Raw genomic sequence first — 17,323 nt, 5'->3', positions numbered from 1 at the left:
GTATTAATAGAGTTCGTCTAAAGACATTTTTAAATATTTATTCATTGCCTTCAAAGTGCTAAAATAGGCAATTATTGCACCTAGTATGATTAATAGGCCATAAAGTGCAAAAACTAGTTCTTCTTGTTGAAGGGCTTCAAGACCTTCTACTTCTTGATTAGCTAAAGTTTTTAAGCCTAAAAGCAATATAGAGGCTATTAAACCGGCAAAAGCACCATGTAAAATCGATCTCTTTAGAAAAGGAGACTTGATAAAACTACTTTTAGCACCCACTAATTGCATACTTCTTATCAAGAAGCGCTGCGAAAAGAGGGCAAGTTTTATAGAACTATTAATTAACAACAGCACAACGATGATAAGCACCGCTGAAATTCCTAAAAGCAGTAGGCTGAGTTTAGCTAAGTTGTTATTGATAGAATCGGCTAAGTTTTCTACATAGGTAACTTCAAATACACCGCTGATTTTTTGAATCTGTTGCTTTAATTCTTCAAGAGAGTCATTGCTTTGAAATGCTTCGTTTACTTTAAACGTTAGGGCATCCTTTAAAGGATTATCACCCAAAAAGGCAGAGAAATCTTCACCGGTATCCGAAATAAATTTTTCAGCGGCTACTTCCTTCGAAATAAAGGTGATTTCAGGGTTTCCATCATTCATTAAGATATAGTCGCTAGCCGATAGCTCGCTTTGGACTCTTGCCCTTTGGCTGGAGGAGATATCTTTGTTGAGATATACCTGGACTTCTATATTCTGTTTTATGACTGCTGTGAGCTTGTTGGCTTGTAGCACCAGAATGCCAAATAAACCGATGACAAAAAGGGCAAGCGATGTACTAAAAACAACACTAAAAGACTGATATGAGCCTAGTTTTTTCTTGCGTTTATATTTCTTTGCTTCCTTCGTCAAACTGCTGGGGTTCGGTCAAAAATACTATATTTTCAAAAGGTAAACTTCCAGTTGAGGTTAATATTATTTGAGGTCAGGAGATTTTAATGACTTCTTTATCTGCAATTACAAAAACATCGTCCGATTTTGAGATATCTATGCGGGCCGTGCCGGTAAACTTACCGAAGGCAGGAAGTATACCGCCTGCTAATCCGAAATAGAAGCACGGCACCCTCAAGTTCTGTTTTGCCTTCCCTCTTAGCTTAATCGCTGGATGTATATGCCCAGCTAAATTGTATAGTTCACAGGCTTCAGGAATATGGGTGAAGTTAAATGGTGGTATATCAAGCGACATTAAACACTCCATATTTTCTATTCGGTAGTCAGTGCTTGTTAAAACATCATGATTGCCAAGAATTAGTTTGAAAGGGAGGGGTGATTTCGATTTTAGCCAGCGTTTAAAAACTTCCCAACCTTGGTTATGATCGCTATGGAAAAGATCACCAAGGAAGATCACTTCATCCGGCTTATATTTCCCGATTAGTTTATCGAGTATCAGAATGTCGAGTGAATGCACTAAGTCGGATACCGGAATTCCGGATTTCCTAAAATGACCAGCTTTTCCTAAATGAAGGTCTGCAATGATCAAAAGTTTTTTTTCTTTCCAGAAAATCGCCTTTTCAGGAAGTAGGCATAGCGTTTGTTTACGAAATTTGTATTCTATCATTCCAACAAATCAATCTACTTTGAGTTAAAGGAATTAAGGTCAAAGTAATAGACAAATATAAGAGAGCAACAGCATGAAAATTAAACTTATTCTTATACTTCTAGCAAGTCTTCAAATCAACGCTTTAAAAGCAAACAATGGTGACGAAATTTTGGGCGTTTGGCTTACAGATGATGGCCGTGCGAAAATTGAGATTTATAAAGATCAGGGAAAGTATAATGGTAAAATCATTTGGCTAAAAGAGCCGAAAAATGAAGAGGGAGAATCAAAATTAGACAAAAACAACTCCAATAAATCGCTTCGAAAAAGACCAATTATTGGAATAAACCTAGTCAGTGGCTTCACTTTCGATGGTGATGATAGATGGAAGGGGGGTGAAATTTATGACCCTGAAAACGGAAAGACTTATGATAGCTATATGCGTTTGAAAAGAGGTAAACTTCAAATAAGAGGCTATATCGGCATCTCAATGTTTGGCCGTACTGTAGTTTGGACTAAGGATAAGTAAAAAATAGAAAGGAAGGCTAACCAACCGGTTGGCTGTCTTGATAAAAGAGTTAAGCACTTACTCGTATGATTTCTCCATTGTTTTTGCCCAAGACACTTTTTACATAGGCATTAACCACTTTAGGCATTGGTACCGGATCGTGACCCGGAAAGTAATCTTCATACTTCTCTTTAGAATCTTCTACTAAGCCTGAACAGACAACGTTGATTCTTTGACCATTTTCTAATTCTAATGCTGCTGCTTTTGCAAAACTGTGTATGGCACCATTCACCATGGCTGCGCTCGTAGTCATTACCACTGGGTCATCAGCAAGTACACCAGTAGAAAGTGTGAAAGAAGCATTTGAGCCTACGTAATCTTTACCAATATGAACAAGGTTTACTTGCCCCATTAATTTGCTCTTCAGGCCTATATGAAAGTCTTCCTCGGTTAAATCTTTAAAGTAGTCCCATTTGGCTTCACCGGCTATACAAATGACAGCGTCTTGTGCTGGAATTCGTTCAAACATGCTTTTGATTGAATTCGCATCTGAAATATCTACAACTTCCTCAGCCCCATTTCTTCCGGCAGTGGTAATGTTATGTTTTTCCGAAAATTTGGCCGTTACCTTTTTACCAATTGTGCCATTGGCACCTACAATTAAAATATTCATGTTTTCTCTTTAAAGTGCTTCGTTTAGATGAGCTACATAGTTCTTAATCATGACTTCATCTCTTTTGTAATAGGTCCATTTGCCATGTCTTGTTGGAATAATTAACCCTGCTTTTTGCATAAGCGATAAGAAATGCGAAATGGTCGATTGTGAAAGGCCTGATTTTTCTTTGATATACTGAACACAAACCCCATCGTTGAAATGCCCCAAATCTACATGTGGAGGGAAGTTTTCGTCTGGCGACTTTAACCAACCCAATATCTCAAGTCTTGTTTTGTTGCTCAGTGCTTTATTGATGTCAATGATGTTCACAATACAAATATATTTATAAATCGAGAAATATCGATATGTTATATCGTGAAATTTCTGAAGGACTATTTAATAAGGCTATTGAGAATTATTTTTTCTTTTATGAAGTATCGTAAGGATTATGACTAGTACGGCAGAAGCTAGTCCGGAAAAAACAACTAGGAGGAGGGAGATCAGCATAGAATCAGGATCTAAGCCAATATTTTCATTATACAGTAAATAGTAAAGACTGATGAAAAATAGAATTACAGAAACTGTTAATGCCGCTTTCATGAAGGTGATGAATGTCTTTGTCATACGGGTTAAGCAATTCTGTTTACGATTTCCTTCAATTCATTGGACCAAAGAATTTTATAGTGTCCTAAATTTTCGAGTTCAATCATTTCTGACTGCTCAAAAGCCGCGTGTACCTTTCTGCTAGTTCTTATTGGCAATATTTTGTCATGGATAGAATGGACGATTGTGACCTTTTCTACATTAGCAATTTTGCTACAGTAGTTGGTCATATTTAGGTCGTCAATGTGCTCGCCGGTATCTTCTTCAATCAATTCGAATAACTGTTCTATGGTTGGTTGTGAAATGCTCAAGGTATTGGCTACATCTTGAATTCGTTCTCTGAAGTCATGGGGACAGGTGACCATAATCCAATTTTTAAATTGAAGTTCCGATCGTCTTCTGATGGCGGCCGCTGCAGTAACACTTCCAAAAGAGTGACTTATTATAAGCTCGGGATTTGTCTTGATTATGAACGAGTCTATAATCTCCACAAAATCAAACATATTGGTGCTTCCTTTTGAACTATGCCCATGAGCTGGAGCATCGAATGCTACCACTTTAAACCCTTTTTCCAAGAGGAGGTCTACAAGGCCACCGAAATTTCCGGCTTGTCCTTCCCAGCCGTGTACAAGCATGGCCACTTTTGATGAGGTTTTGCCCCAAGTATATGTTTGAATATCAAAATCCTTGAATCTGATGAATTTTTTGTCAGATTGCTCTAGAATTTCATTTTCAAAATCTCTCAGCTTGCTAATCCGAGGATTTGACATGAAACTAAACATCTGCTTAGCAGCCAGTTTAGGTGAAATGAACTGAAGAATAGAAAGATAAGCTTTCAAAAAGAGCATACTTGTGTGGCGATTTCGAAAGACTTATAACTACATAAAACCTTGTAGTGTTTCAGCTTACAAATGGATTAGTCTTGAAGAATCTGATCAATAGCATCAAAAGCATCGATCGTTTCACCGACATAACGATGCAAGATTTCTCCTTTCGGATCTAAGATGAATTTCGTGGGGAAGCCCGCCACATTCAGTTTAAGAACTAAATCGTTTGCACCTTGGCCTGTCATTACTTGCGTCCAGTCGTATCCATTTTCTCCGATGAATTTTTCAATTCTCTCTTTAGTGTCACCACTGTTAATACCGAGTATTACTAACTCATCCTTATATTTTTCCTTGTACTCTTTTACCTTCGGCATTTCTGCTACACAAGGTCCACACCAGATACCCCAAAAGTCGATGAGCACGTGTTTTCCACGCAATTCATTCAGCTCAAAAGGTTCGCCATCAAGCGTAAGATTAGTAGTGAAATTTGGCATGATCTTACCGGGTAATGTGGACTCAATACCTTCGACACGCATGGCTACTTGCTCATAAAAAGTGTAACCTTTTAGCGCAGTATCAAAAGATTTGAAAGTTGCGATTGCATCTTCCTGACTTACTTGACTTCTAACCATCATATCGGATAAATACCAAGCCGCCGCTTTAGAGTTCGGGTTATTCTGAACAAAAGCAGTTTTAACGGCTAAGACTTGCTCTTCAATACCAGCCATCTTTGACTTTAAATTGTCTTTTTTTGCGTCTCCTTCTTCTAGCGTATTAATTTCTAACTGAAGGTTTACTGCATCATTCAGCATCGGGAAGATCTCGCTGTTAATTTTGGCCAGATCGTCATTTGCTTGTGTGCCTGAAGGGTAGGCATTAATAAAGTCTGTTACTTCTCCTTTGAATTCGATGCGATCGCCTGGGCTCGCCAAGAAAGCGAATTGAGAAGATTTAGCAGGGTAGTAACCTCTGCCAGATCTTTTGATCGTTTTTTCATCGTTTGGCCAAAAAACGATAAAGCTTGGTGTTGCGATTTTTCCTATGTAGGTAAATTCGCCATTTTCAACAAAAACAGAGTCATTTACGCGCTCGCCATTGGGTCCTCTGTAGGAAGTGCTCATGAATTCAGTCTCTAGACCCGGAATATTACCAGTTACAATAAATCCATCGGCAGGTACTTCTTGTTTTTCGTCACAAGAAAATAGTCCAACTATTAATAATAAGATCAGTAAAAATTGTGGGATGACTCTGTTTTTCATGGTTTTGCTCTTTTTTCAGCATTTGCCTAGCCGATGCTCTAAGATAATACTCATTTTAAATAAGGACTAATCCAATCACATGGGCGGTGAGCAATTTCAACTAAATTATTACTCCAAATAAGCGGTTTTAGCATTCACCGGTGGCTGGGTCACAGCTATCGCCTTCTGCCACCACTTCAATTGGTGATACTGAATTTAAAGCTTCAAGGAAAACCTCACTTGGTTGGGCTCCGCTAATGCCATATTTATTATTAATAATGAAAAAAGGGACACCTGAGACACCCAATTGTTGATAATGCGCTATTTCACTTTTTACAGCGTAAGCAATAGAATCATCTTCAATTACTGCCGTAACTCTATCTGAACTCCAACCAAATTCGGCCATAATCTCGTTCAATACCTCTCGCTTGTTCAAGTGTTTCGTTTCTTCAAAATAAGCGCTGAGAAACTTTTCTTTTAATTGATCTTTATAACCTTCTTGGCCGGCTACATGCAGCAGCTGATGCAAGTGCAACGTGTTTACTGCTAACCAATTAGGCCCGAAATCGAAATTAATACCAACCTCTTTGCCCACATTGGTCAAGTGCTTGGTCATGTCTTGAGTTTTTTCAATACTACCAAACTTGTTGACGAGATAGGTGTCTCTGTCTAGTCCTTCTTCAACCATATTTGGATCAAGCTGATAAGGGTGCCATTCTACTTTTATTGGTGCACCTTTCCATTGTTCTAAGGCGGCTTCAAAACGACGTTTCCCTACATAGCACCAAGGACAGGCTACATCTGATACAATATCTACGGTAATGGTTGCTAGACTCATTTCGGTTTATTTGAGTTACGCTCAACCAACACTCAAGTCAGTGGTTCTAGTTCAAATAATTGTGAGTTTCTGCGCAAAAGAATTAATCCTCGAATTCAGGCGCTCGTTTTTCCATAGTCGCTTTAAATGCTTCCGTTAAATCATTAGAAAGCAGCATGGCCGCATTCCATGTAGCGATATAATTCAATGAGTCATCAACGTTATGATCTCTAGTAAAACGGATAATCTCTTTAGTACCTCTTATGGAAAGCGGGGATTTACTCGCTATAGCATGGGCGACTTGCATTACGCCATCTGTCAATTCATCAGGTGAATCGAAACTTCTATTCACAAGTCCTATTTTTTCAGCTTCTTTTCCACTTACTTTTCTGCCCGTATAGGCCATTTCTGATACGATAGCAGAGGAGATGATTTTAGGCAATCGCTGAAGAGTACCAATATCAGCCACCATACCAAGGTCTATTTCCTTAATGGAAAAGTAAGCATCTGCGGTGCTGTAACGCATATCACAAGCAGAAACTATGTCTACTGCGCCACCAATACACCCGCCATGAACAGCGGCAATAACTGGTTTGGAACATTTTTCTATGGCCGTAATTGTATCTTGAAGTTCTAAGATGAAATTTCGGATTTTCTCACTGCGCTTAGCACTGCAGCCAATGGCTTTAAAGCTGTTCACCGACATGAGTAACTCTAAGTCAATGCCAGCACAAAAGTGTTTGCCTTCGCCAGTTAGTACAATTACCCTAACCGTTTCATCAGTAGAAAGGCTTTCGAAAATCTTCTGCATTTCTACCCATGCTTCTATGTGGAGGGCATTGGCCTTATCTGGTCGGTTGAATTTTACTTGTGCTACTTTATCGGCAATTTCTACTTTGAAGTGTTGGTATGACATAGGGTTTAACTATTTGTTTCAATTTCAATAGCTTGACCCATTAATAAAAGTAGGGAAGGAAATAAGTTTTAGCTGCTTATGATTTCTAACACCAATTCCTTAGTTAGTGCCTTGCCCTTTGCTTTAAGCTTTATTTCCTGAAAAGGGAACCTGAAATCGCAACCCGATTTCCAGCGATCGCACCCATAGGCGGTTTGCCCTTTTATCAGCGATCCTTTTTTGCATTTTGGACAAATAGGCATTTTCCCCACTTGTTCAGTAGCCTTCTTTTTGCTTAAGTTTTCGAATGACAACTCACCTTGATCATCAATTTTAATAATACCCTCAGCTTTCTGGCCATCCACTTTGAAGCCTTTCAGTTTGGTAGTAGCCTTCTTTTCTACCAAACGTTCTACTTGCTTATCGGAAAGCTTTTTTTTAAGGTAAATAAATGGAATTCGCAGCTTGCATCCGTTATTCCAATTACTACAGCCAAAACTTGTTTTGCCTTTCAAAACCTTACCATTCCCACATTTTGGGCACTTCATGGCTGCCTCTTTTTTAACAGGCTTCTTTTTTGGTTGGGCCACGGGTTGGCTTGATAATCTTGGTCTGCCGGTTTCAGAACGAACTTCATATACCAGTTCGTCTACCATTTTCATCATATTGGCAATGAACCGTTTGGCGCTGAATTCTCCGCCTTCAATTTCTTTAAGTTGTTTTTCCCATTGTCCTGTGAGCTCCGCCGACTTCAGTAGTTGGTTTTGAATCGTATCAATCAATTGAACGCCCATCTGTGTAGGCACAACTTGCTTCTTTCTCCTCTCCGTATATTTTCGTCTAAAGAGTGTTTCAATAATATTAGCACGAGTAGATGGCCGGCCGATACCATTGGCTTTCATTAGGTCTCGGAGTTCATCATCTTCTACTTGCTTACCGGCCGTTTCCATAGCCCTAAGGAGTGAGGCCTCTGTGAAATTATTGGGCGCTTTGGTGGTTTTTTCTAAAAATGAGGGTTCATGAGAACCATGTTCGTCTACATCGAATGAAGGAAGTAAATTTTCTTCTTCCTCTTTCTTTTCATCCTCCTCCTCATCGCTCTTTTTCTTTTCTTTTGGAAAAAGTTCTCGCCAGCCATCAACTAAAATTTCCTTACCCTTCGCTACAAAGGGAATATCGTCCACTTGTGCCTTTACTTGCGTTTTGGCGACTTGGCAATCGGGATAGAAAACGGCAATAAACCTTCTGACAACAATGTCATAAACCTTCTGTTCATCGCTGTTAAGGTGCTTTTCTTCACCCGTTGGGATAATGGCATGGTGATCCGTTACCTTATTATCGTTAAATACCTTTTTCGATTTACGGATGGCCGTATTCATCAAGGAATTTGTGAATTGACTGTATTTGGTAAGCCCTTTTAAGATTGTAGGAATCTTCGGGTACATATCATTGGGCAGAAATGTAGTATCGACTCTAGGGTAAGTCACGACCTTCATTTCATAGAGTTTCTGAACTAATTTTAGTGTTGCCTCGGCGGTAAAACCAAATTTGCTGTTACAGTAAACTTGCAGACTAGTAAGGTCGAAAAGCTTTGGGGCATACTCTTTACCATCTTTTTTTTCCACATCAGTAATGAAAAGATCTTTCCCACTGATCTTTTGAATAACTGCCTGGCCATCTTCCTTTTTTAAATACTTACCCGTGGAATTGTTGAAGATGGTATCTCGATATATGGTTTGTATTTCCCAATAAGGTTGAGGCTTGAAGTTCTCAATTTCATGATGCCTATTGACAAGCATGGCCAAAGTGGGCGTTTGTACCCTACCTATGGAGAGCACCTGCTTAAATCCTCCGTACTTCAAGGTATAGAGCCTTGTGGCATTCATGCCCAAAAGCCAATCACCTATAGCTCTTGAGCTTCCAGCATAATAAAGATTATCAAATTCTTGAGCAGATTTTAAGTTGCCGAAACCTGATTTTATCGCCTCTGTGGTTAATGAAGAAATCCAGAGCCGCTGCACTTCGCCTGTATAACCTGCTTTCTTTATTACCCAGCGTTGAATTAGTTCACCTTCTTGCCCAGCATCACCGCAGTTTATCACTAAGCTCGCTTTGCTGAATAGGGATTGAATTACTTTAAACTGTTTTTTAACGCCACCGTCGTCCATTACTTTGGTTTCAAACCGATCGGGCAGCATGGGTAGCGTGTTTAAATCCCAACGTTTCCAGTGCGGTTTGTAATCTTCGGGAGGGAGTAGCGTGCAAAAGTGGCCGAATGTCCAGGTGACTTGATAGCCATTTCCTTCATAGTAACCGTCTTTTCTTGCATTTGCACCAATCACCTGCGCTATCTCTTTAGCGACACTGGGTTTTTCGGCAATACAGACTTTCATAAACGATCGGGAACAAGCAAAATCCCTCAAGTATAAGGGAATAAACTGACCCAATCAATAGGTTTACAAGACTATCAATTTCTTGCTGATGGCTAAACTCCTAAAAGTCAATAACAACACCGATAGAAGGGAGAACACTCGAATTGTCAATCCCCATAATTTCTATGAGTCCACGCGGTGATAGTTCCATGCCGTCAGCATCTCTTGCCAGTCCAAATTCTGGTTCTTGAGGAATGTTCGAGCCAAGAACGTTTTGTATTTCTAGGAAGATGTTCAACGTCCAATTGGTATAATTCCATTTTTTATCAATTCTGAGGTCTACTTGGTTATAGGTGTCTAATCTCTGTGCGCCAATCTGCGAAAAGTCTCTGATTATGGCCGGGTAGTTTGCAAGAGTTGCTTCACGGTCTACCGGAGCAAAAGGTGTTCTTCCAAGGTATCGCATTCTTCCACTTATTTCCCAGTTGTTACCGAATTGGTAACCTCCTGTAATTGAAAGCAAATGTCTGCTGTCCCAAGAGCTAGGCAAAAATACATCTGGATCGAAAGCTGTGAATTCACTCTTGTAGAAGGTATATGCGGCGATTAAGTAATAGTTTTTGGTGAATTTTTTCTGATAAAGAAACTCAAGTCCCAGCGTTCGCCCTAAGCCAATACTGGCAATAGGTTCGTTACCTAATACCGAAAAGTCTCCACCTAAATTGGCCAACGAAACACTATCAGTTATCGAAACAGGGTAATTGTCGTATTTCTTGTAGAATCCTTCTAAAGTGAACCTTGCTGATGGTGTTACTAGATACTCTAGACCTAAAACCGCATGATCACTTCTAATGTATTCTGCGTTTTGATTAGCGAAAGCACCGGCATTATTCGTAAAACCTAAAATGGTATATGGTGGTATTTTAAAGTACCTGCCTAAAGATGCATTGACCGACCATTTGCGCTGAGCATCGAATGTATAGGCTGCCGAAATTCTTGGACTAAACGTTTCTAGCAGATTGTCGCCATCATTAGTAAATGTGTTGGCATCGAAACGAACGCCTAAAGATAAGCTCAAGCGATCGTCCCAAAGCCTTTTATTTGCTTGGCCGAAAAGTCCGTATCGAAAGAAATTAATATCGCCATCATACTGGAAATTATTTACCAAATCGATCGTTTGGTTTTCGTAGTTCACGTTTTGTAAACTCAAACCACCGCTTACGGTCCATTCATCCAGAAATTTAGTGTAGTTATACCTTAGTTTGGTTTCACTTTCTACGGATACATTTTGAAGGAAAAGCCCCGTTTGGTTGATGTTATCCGTAAACTGTCTGAAATCGTTCTCCAGTCGATTATTACTCAGCGTAGTGGTCATAAAACCAGTACCATCTTTGAATCTGTTTTTCCAACTGACACCAATGGTGTTAGTTTGTTGCTTTATGATGGGAACTTGATCTTGCGTTGCCTGTTGCTCTTCGTCAAATTCATCGAGTTCATTTACTTGGAAGTCATCAATAGAACCCACGCCAGTAATCAGTAATTCATTATAGTCGTCAATTTTGTGAGTCATTTTGTATTGATAATCCCAGTAGTCGGGAAGGATAGGTAAACCGATCAATTGAAAAATCAGCTGTAAATAAGATCTTCTTACAGAAACTATAAATGTGGTGTTGCTGTCTTCATTCTCTTTTTTAAACAGAGGGCCTTCCAGTGTTAAGGCTGTTTCACTACTTCCGACACGAATATTCGTTTTAAAATCTCTAGCATTTCCACGTCTCTGATCGAATTGTAGCACACCTGAAAGCACATTGTCGTACTGAGCGCCGAAAGCGCTCGTAGAAAGTGTTACCCCTTCAAAAAAGCTAACATTTAGAAGGCCAACGGGGCCACCGGCACTACCTTGCGTTGCGAAATGGTTAATATTTGGAATCTCTATGCCATCTAAATAATAGACGTTTTCATTTGGTGCTCCGCCTCGAATAATCACATCATTTCTAAAGCCACCAACAGAACCACCAACACCTGGTAGTGATTGCACTACTTTCGCGATGTCGTTATTTCCACCCGGATAAGTAGCTATTTCTTCTCTAGAAAGCCTTTGGATGGAAAGAGGCGTTTCTTCAATCTTTTCAAATGGGTTGGCTATCACGACTACCTCATCTAGTTCCGCGATTGACTCCTTCAACTTGAAGTTTACATCCGGAATACCACCTGTTTTTATAATAATTCCATATTTGATAACGGTTTCATAACCTACATATGAAACCTGCACACTGTAGGTGGCAGGCATAATGTCTTCTATTGTATAAAAGCCTTTATCATCGGTTATATTACCTAATTGTGTGTCTAAAAGTCTTACAGTGGCACCAGGAATTGATTCGCCTGTTTTGGCGTCAGTAACAAAGCCAGTTAACTGCGCCTTTGATTGAAATGCATAAGAAAATTGGAGGCAAATAAGTCCAATAAGGGTAAGCAAGTATTTAGGCTGCATTGTGGTTAATCTCTTTTAGCTCAATATGACATTAACAACAGTCCTAGATTCTAACTGTTTCGAAAACTTCAAATAATATTATTTCGCTTATTCAGCAGGCTTAAAGATTCTTTTGTCTGCCACAAAAGTGCCAAAGGGCAACAATGATGCAATGCCTGCTAAAAACATGGTCTTAAAGGACCATTTGTATTGAAGGGTAACGATGAGCACCATAATACAATAGCTTACGAAAAGTACTCCATGGGCTAGGCCAATGGGATGGGTAGGTTCAGGAATGTCGAAAAGGTATTTTAAAGGCATACAAATGCCTACTAAAACTAGGTAACTGATGCCTTCCCAAAGCGCAAGCATGCGAAGTGTTTTCAATGACATAGTTGGCGATAGGCTCATAGATTGGCGAAAATAGTATTAAATTCAATGCAGAAAAAATCAATCAATTCAATATTATGAATAAGTCGGTCCGTTCCATTTTATGCCTTGTTGTGCTCTCATATTCTACACTCGCGATTTGTCAAAAAGAAGCCGTTATAGATCAGGCGGAAGTCACTAGAATCATTACTACACTTGCCGCTGACGACATGGAGGGTAGAATGATTTTTACTCCAGGCATTGAAAAAGCCGCAAGGTTTATTGAAAGTGAGTTCAAGAAGGCTGGGTTGGAGTATATCGATGGACTAGATAGCTATCAGCAACAGTTCAATATGTATGCACTTACTCCAAAAGAATCCTCTGTTAAAATAAATGGTATTGACATTGCAGCTGAAAGCATAATATCGATGGCGAATGCCGAATCTTTTACAATGGAGCTGACGGGAAGTAACATTGTAATGGTAGGTGCTAATGATAACATGCAGGCTAAGTTTGGAGAAGCTAGAGGTATGGAGGGCAAAACTTTAATGGTTGTACACTCAAAGCATAAAGGCTTGTTTGGTCGCTATAAGGGGTTCTTTTCTAGAGGAAGCAATGTAATGAAGCTTGATGCCGAAAACGGGATTATTATGGTACTTTCAGACGCCGAAAAAGTCAATGAACTTGAAGTTTCAGTGAATAATAATGTAAAGACGCAAAGCCTTGCCAATGTTGCAGGGAAAATCACAGGGAATAGACCAAATGAAATCGTATTGTTTAGTGCCCACTATGATCATTTAGGTATAAGTGGAGACGGAGAAGATAAGATATATAACGGCGCTAATGATGATGCTTCTGGTACAACGGCTGTAATGACACTAGCTAAGTACTTTAAGGATACAGGTAAGAAACCGGAGCGAACGATCATGTTTGTGGCCTTTACAGCTGAAGAAAGTGGAGGATTTGGTTCGACTTACTTTTCTCAGCAATTGAATCCGGATGAGATTGTAGCTATGTTCAATATCGAAATGATTGGTACGAGCGCTAAAGAGGGGACAAATTCAGCTTGGATCACTGGTTTTGATAAATCAAGCTTTGGTACTCTACTTCAAAAAGCTGTAGAGGGTACTAAATATACTTTCTACCCAGATCCATATCCTAAACAAAACCTTTTTTATCGATCAGACAATGCTACACTAGCACGTTTAGGTGTACCTGCTCATTCAATCAGTACCACTCAAATTGACATTGATCCTCATTACCATAAAGCTTCAGATGAAGTCAGTACAATTGACCTTGAGCACATGACAAATACCATAAAGGCATTGGCTGCAGCGGCAACAAGAATGATTTCGGGAGAGGATACCCCAACAAGGGTAGACCCAGCTAAAGTTCGGTAAGCTTCTCCATCACCACATAAGACTGCCCATTTTTGACAAAAGAATGGGCAGTTTCTTTTAGATCGAACTTGTGGTAAAAAGAAGTCTTGTCGAGTCTAGCATTGCACCAGATTCTTGAAATATTTAGGGCTTTTGATTCCTCTAAAATGTGGTTTATTAGTGCTGATCCATATCCTTTCCCCTGATGAGCCACTAAAGTTGCTAGTTTTCGGAACTGGGCTTCGCTATCAGTAATGAAAAGGGAGACCACAGAAACGAGACGGTCATTTTCAAACAAACCGAAATGCAAGCCTCGCATATCTTCGGCTAGTTTTACAAACTCCAAAGACTCGTTCGGCCACATTACTTTGTGTCTAATAGGCCAAGTATCCTCGGCTTTTATGGAGTTAATAGTAATCATTATTCGCTCGAAGATAAGAAGGGTTTACACTTTAGTCATCAACTAACAATTGGTTTTATCAGGCTTTATCGGTAAACTCAACAAACCATTTTTTACCTCATGCAATTATCTAGAATTCGACTTAGCTTTTCGGTCATTTTTTTGTTTTCACTTTCAGTTCTATCAGCACAGCAAATATCTAAATCATCCTATCAGAACCTTGACTATAGAATGATTGGGCCTTTTAGAGCATCAAGAACAGTAGGTGGTGTTGGAATACCTTCGCAACCCAATGTTTTCTTTATGGGGGTAAATAATGGGGGTGTTTGGAAAACCGATGATTATGGAAGAACCTGGAACCCTATTTTCGATGATGCACCAACGGGGTCCGTCGGTGATATTGCTGTGGCACCGAGTAATCCTGATATCCTTTATGTCGGGAGCGGAGAAGGACTTCATAGACCCGATCTTGGAGTAGGAGATGGTATTTTCAAAAGTACAGATGGTGGTAAAAGTTGGTCACATATAGGGTTAAAAGATGTTCAGCAAGTAGGCCGACTAATTGTGCATCCCACAAATCCAGATATTGTTATTGTCGCCGGTTTAGGCCATCCCTATGGAGCGAATGAGCAAAGGGGCGTTTTTAAAACTACCAATGGGGGCAAGATCTGGAAAAAGGTACTTTATATCAATGAAAACACAGGTGCCATTCAGGTGGAATTCGATCCGAATAATCCCGATATCCTTTTTGCCGATATGTGGGAACACCAAGAAGGACCATGGGAGAACGCGAAATTCTCTGGACCGAATAGTGGCCTGTATAAGAGTACAGATGGTGGTGAAAACTGGAGGAAGGTTACTAAGGGATTGCCGGGTGCTGAACAAGGTCTAGGCCGCATAGGAGTAGGCATTGCACCAAGTAATTCAAACATCATGTTTGCAACTGTCGATGCTAGACAGAATGGAGGAATTTATAAGAGTACTGATGCAGGAGAAAGTTGGGCGTTAATCCATGAAAATAGAAGACTCTGGGGCAGAGGAGGTGATTTTGCTGAAATCAAGATTCACCCGAAAAACCCGGATCGCATCTATGTGGCCAATGTTGCCTCCTATACATCTGCCGATGGCGGTAAGACATGGTCTTCCCTTAAAGGAGCGCCAGGAGGTGATGATTACCACCGCATTTGGATTAACCCGATCAACCCTGATATCATGCTCTTTGTGGCAGATCAAGGGGCTGTGGTTACTGTGAATGCAGGTCGGACATGGAGTTCCTGGTACAACCAACCGACTACCCAACTTTATCATGTAAGCACGGACAATGATTACCCTTATATGGTTTATGGAGGTCAGCAGGAAAGCGGCGCAATCGGTATTGCGAGTAGAGGAGATGGTGGACAGATCAGTTTTAGAGAATTTATGGGAGTTGGAGCTGATGAATACGCTTATGTGGCGCCAGATCCAAAAGACCCAAACATTATTTATGGAGGCAGGGTGATGCGGTTTGATAAGAAAACAGGACAGGCTCAGAACATTACCCCTGAAGCAATACGCTCTGGCGATTATCGGTTTGTAAGAACCATGCCATTGATGTTTCACCCAGCAGACGACAACATGTTGTTGTTTGCCACCAATGTACTTTGGAAAACCATGAATGAAGGACAGAGCTGGGAAATCATAAGCCCTGACCTGACTTATGAACAGCCAGAAGTTCCTGCTAGTGTTGGACATTATAAAACCAAGGCCATGGAAACCATGGCAAGAAGAGGCGTCATCTATGCTGTCGGACCTTCTCCATTAGATGTTCAGACCATTTGGGCGGGCACTGATGATGGACGAGTACATATCACTACAAATGGAGGAGCTGACTGGACTGAAGTGACACCGCCGGAAATAAGCACTTGGGATAAGGTGTCTCAAATTGATGCAGGGCATTTCGATCAAGGTACTGCCTACATCGCTATCAATGCGATTAGAAAGGATGATATGACCCCTTATGTCTATCGTACACATGATAGTGGTAAAACATGGAAACTAATCACCAAGGGCTTGAATCCTAATGGACCTGTTAATGTGGTGAGAGAAGACCCTAAACGAAAGGGATTACTCTATGCAGGCACAGAACGAGAAGTATACTTCTCTGTTGACGATGGTGAAAACTGGCAATCGCTGCGTAATAACATGCCGGCAACTTCTATCAGAGACTTAGTTATTCATGAAGATGATTTAGTCGTGGGGACGCATGGTCGATCAGCTTGGATTCTAGATAATATTGCGCCTTTAAGAGAAATGGCGAATTCCAATAAAAACGAAATCCATTTGTATACACCGTCTATGACCACAAGGGTGCGCGATAACATGTTCCATGATACTCCACTTCCTCCAGAAGAGCCTACAGGACAAAACCCGCCAGATGGTGCGATACTAGATTACCAACTCAATAAGAACGCACGCCTAGTTCAACTAGAGATTTTAAACACTAAAGGTGATGTAATTAGAACTTATCGTTCTGATGATAAACCAGAAGTAAGAGATAGTACTAGCATGCCTCATCCTACGTATTGGATTAGGCCCGAACAAAAACTTAGTACTGAAAAAGGACATCACCGGTTTATTTGGGATTTGAAACATGAGCCGCCAAGAGGATCTAGACGACAATTTTCGATAGCCGCTGTATACAAAAGTACTCCGAGTGGCCCTCACGGACCAATGGTTAACCCCGGTACATACCGTGTGAGATTGACAGTTGATGGCAAGGTGAGTGAAAGGCCTTTGAATCTTCGAATGGATCCAAGAGTAATTATTAGCGAAAAAGCTTTAAAAGTCCAACATGATTTAAGCATGGATTGCTATACGGCTTATCATGAATTACAGGAAATTGTAGAGACAATTGATGGAATGAACAAACCATCTAAGGGACTGACGGCATTACGAGGGAGCGGTAAAGTAGGAAACCCTGACATTATATATGGGAGTATTCGTTCGGTTGATGCTAATCAAGAAACTTTGGTAGGCTTACAACAGAAATTCTTATTTATGATGAACCTGATACAAGCAGCTGATGTACAACCTACTACTCAAACAATTGAGGCGATAAAGTCGCTTCAAAATACACTGTTAGCAATGAATGAAAGGTGGAAGGGGTTGGTGGATTAAATAAGCCAACTTTAAATCCTCTCTTTCACTTTCTTTTAGCCGAAAC

Annotated in this window: 16 protein-coding genes; 3 read left to right on the top strand and 13 right to left on the bottom strand. The window is 40.2% G+C overall.

Going from position 1 to position 17,323, the window contains the following annotated elements:
- Positions 1-3 precede the first annotated feature (3 nt).
- Positions 4-903: a cell division protein FtsX gene (locus JXQ92_RS06980; protein WP_421985883.1), complete on the bottom strand. Its 900-nt coding sequence runs from the start codon at positions 901-903 to the stop codon at positions 4-6.
- A 73-nt stretch (positions 904-976) separates the two neighbouring features.
- Positions 977-1,609 (bottom strand): ligase-associated DNA damage response endonuclease PdeM, encoded by a 633-nt coding sequence (gene pdeM / locus JXQ92_RS06975; RefSeq protein WP_421985882.1) that lies wholly within the window; start codon positions 1,607-1,609, stop codon positions 977-979.
- A gap of 73 nt (positions 1,610-1,682) precedes the next feature.
- Between pdeM and JXQ92_RS06970 the strand changes: the two genes are divergently transcribed.
- Positions 1,683-2,117: a DUF2147 domain-containing protein gene (locus JXQ92_RS06970; RefSeq protein ID WP_421985881.1), complete on the top strand. Its 435-nt coding sequence runs from the start codon at positions 1,683-1,685 to the stop codon at positions 2,115-2,117.
- A 49-nt stretch (positions 2,118-2,166) separates the two neighbouring features.
- Here the strand turns inward: JXQ92_RS06970 and JXQ92_RS06965 are convergent, their stop codons facing one another.
- The 10 genes from JXQ92_RS06965 to JXQ92_RS06920 all read right to left on the bottom strand — a co-directional run bounded on the left by JXQ92_RS06965 (position 2,167) and on the right by JXQ92_RS06920 (position 12,366).
- Positions 2,167-2,769, bottom strand: a complete 603-nt coding sequence (locus JXQ92_RS06965; RefSeq protein WP_421985880.1) for a short chain dehydrogenase — start codon at positions 2,767-2,769, stop codon at positions 2,167-2,169.
- A 9-nt stretch (positions 2,770-2,778) separates the two neighbouring features.
- Entirely contained in the window at positions 2,779-3,081 is a 303-nt protein-coding gene (locus JXQ92_RS06960; RefSeq protein WP_421985879.1) for an ArsR/SmtB family transcription factor, read from the bottom strand.
- Between the two features lie 75 nt (positions 3,082-3,156).
- Positions 3,157-3,375 (bottom strand): hypothetical protein, encoded by a 219-nt coding sequence (locus tag JXQ92_RS06955; protein ID WP_421985878.1) that lies wholly within the window; start codon positions 3,373-3,375, stop codon positions 3,157-3,159.
- A gap of 5 nt (positions 3,376-3,380) precedes the next feature.
- The gene (locus tag JXQ92_RS06950; RefSeq protein ID WP_421985877.1) at positions 3,381-4,202 is read right to left on the bottom strand and encodes an alpha/beta fold hydrolase; all 822 of its coding nucleotides are present in this window, start codon (positions 4,200-4,202) and stop codon (positions 3,381-3,383) included.
- 68 nt (positions 4,203-4,270) lie between these two features.
- Positions 4,271-5,440 carry a redoxin family protein gene (locus JXQ92_RS06945; protein ID WP_421985876.1) on the bottom strand — a complete coding sequence of 390 codons (1,170 nt, stop codon included), beginning with the start codon at positions 5,438-5,440 and terminating at the stop codon, positions 4,271-4,273.
- A 127-nt stretch (positions 5,441-5,567) separates the two neighbouring features.
- Positions 5,568-6,257, bottom strand: coding sequence for a DsbA family oxidoreductase (locus JXQ92_RS06940; RefSeq protein ID WP_421985875.1), 690 nt, complete (start codon positions 6,255-6,257; stop codon positions 5,568-5,570).
- Positions 6,258-6,339: 82 nt separating this feature from the next.
- Positions 6,340-7,152: a crotonase/enoyl-CoA hydratase family protein gene (locus JXQ92_RS06935; RefSeq protein ID WP_421985874.1), complete on the bottom strand. Its 813-nt coding sequence runs from the start codon at positions 7,150-7,152 to the stop codon at positions 6,340-6,342.
- Between the two features lie 68 nt (positions 7,153-7,220).
- Complete coding sequence (locus JXQ92_RS06930) at positions 7,221-9,524, bottom strand: DNA topoisomerase 3 (protein ID WP_421985873.1); 2,304 nt, start codon at positions 9,522-9,524, stop codon at positions 7,221-7,223.
- A 100-nt stretch (positions 9,525-9,624) separates the two neighbouring features.
- Positions 9,625-11,994 carry a TonB-dependent receptor gene (locus tag JXQ92_RS06925; RefSeq protein WP_421985872.1) on the bottom strand — a complete coding sequence of 790 codons (2,370 nt, stop codon included), beginning with the start codon at positions 11,992-11,994 and terminating at the stop codon, positions 9,625-9,627.
- Between the two features lie 87 nt (positions 11,995-12,081).
- Entirely contained in the window at positions 12,082-12,366 is a 285-nt protein-coding gene (locus JXQ92_RS06920) for a DUF3817 domain-containing protein (protein ID WP_421985871.1), read from the bottom strand.
- Positions 12,367-12,440: 74 nt separating this feature from the next.
- Between JXQ92_RS06920 and JXQ92_RS06915 the strand changes: the two genes are divergently transcribed.
- The gene (locus JXQ92_RS06915) at positions 12,441-13,742 is read left to right on the top strand and encodes a M28 family metallopeptidase (protein ID WP_421985870.1); all 1,302 of its coding nucleotides are present in this window, start codon (positions 12,441-12,443) and stop codon (positions 13,740-13,742) included.
- On the opposite strand, the gene JXQ92_RS06910 is transcribed toward JXQ92_RS06915, so the two are convergent.
- Positions 13,729-14,142: a GNAT family N-acetyltransferase gene (locus tag JXQ92_RS06910; protein ID WP_421985869.1), complete on the bottom strand. Its 414-nt coding sequence runs from the start codon at positions 14,140-14,142 to the stop codon at positions 13,729-13,731. The genes JXQ92_RS06915 and JXQ92_RS06910 overlap by 14 nt on opposite strands.
- Before the next feature lie 99 nt (positions 14,143-14,241).
- On the opposite strand from JXQ92_RS06910, the gene JXQ92_RS06905 reads away from it, so the two are divergent.
- Positions 14,242-17,277: a WD40/YVTN/BNR-like repeat-containing protein gene (locus JXQ92_RS06905; RefSeq protein WP_421985868.1), complete on the top strand. Its 3,036-nt coding sequence runs from the start codon at positions 14,242-14,244 to the stop codon at positions 17,275-17,277.
- Positions 17,278-17,323: the final 46 nt, after the last annotated feature.

The sequence above is a fragment of the Roseivirga sp. genome (assembly GCF_049099775.1).
In the GTDB taxonomy this organism is placed as follows: domain Bacteria; phylum Bacteroidota; class Bacteroidia; order Cytophagales; family Cyclobacteriaceae; genus Roseivirga.
Note: the sequence above shows the minus strand (reverse complement) of the source record. Positions and strands in the feature narration are given on the sequence as shown.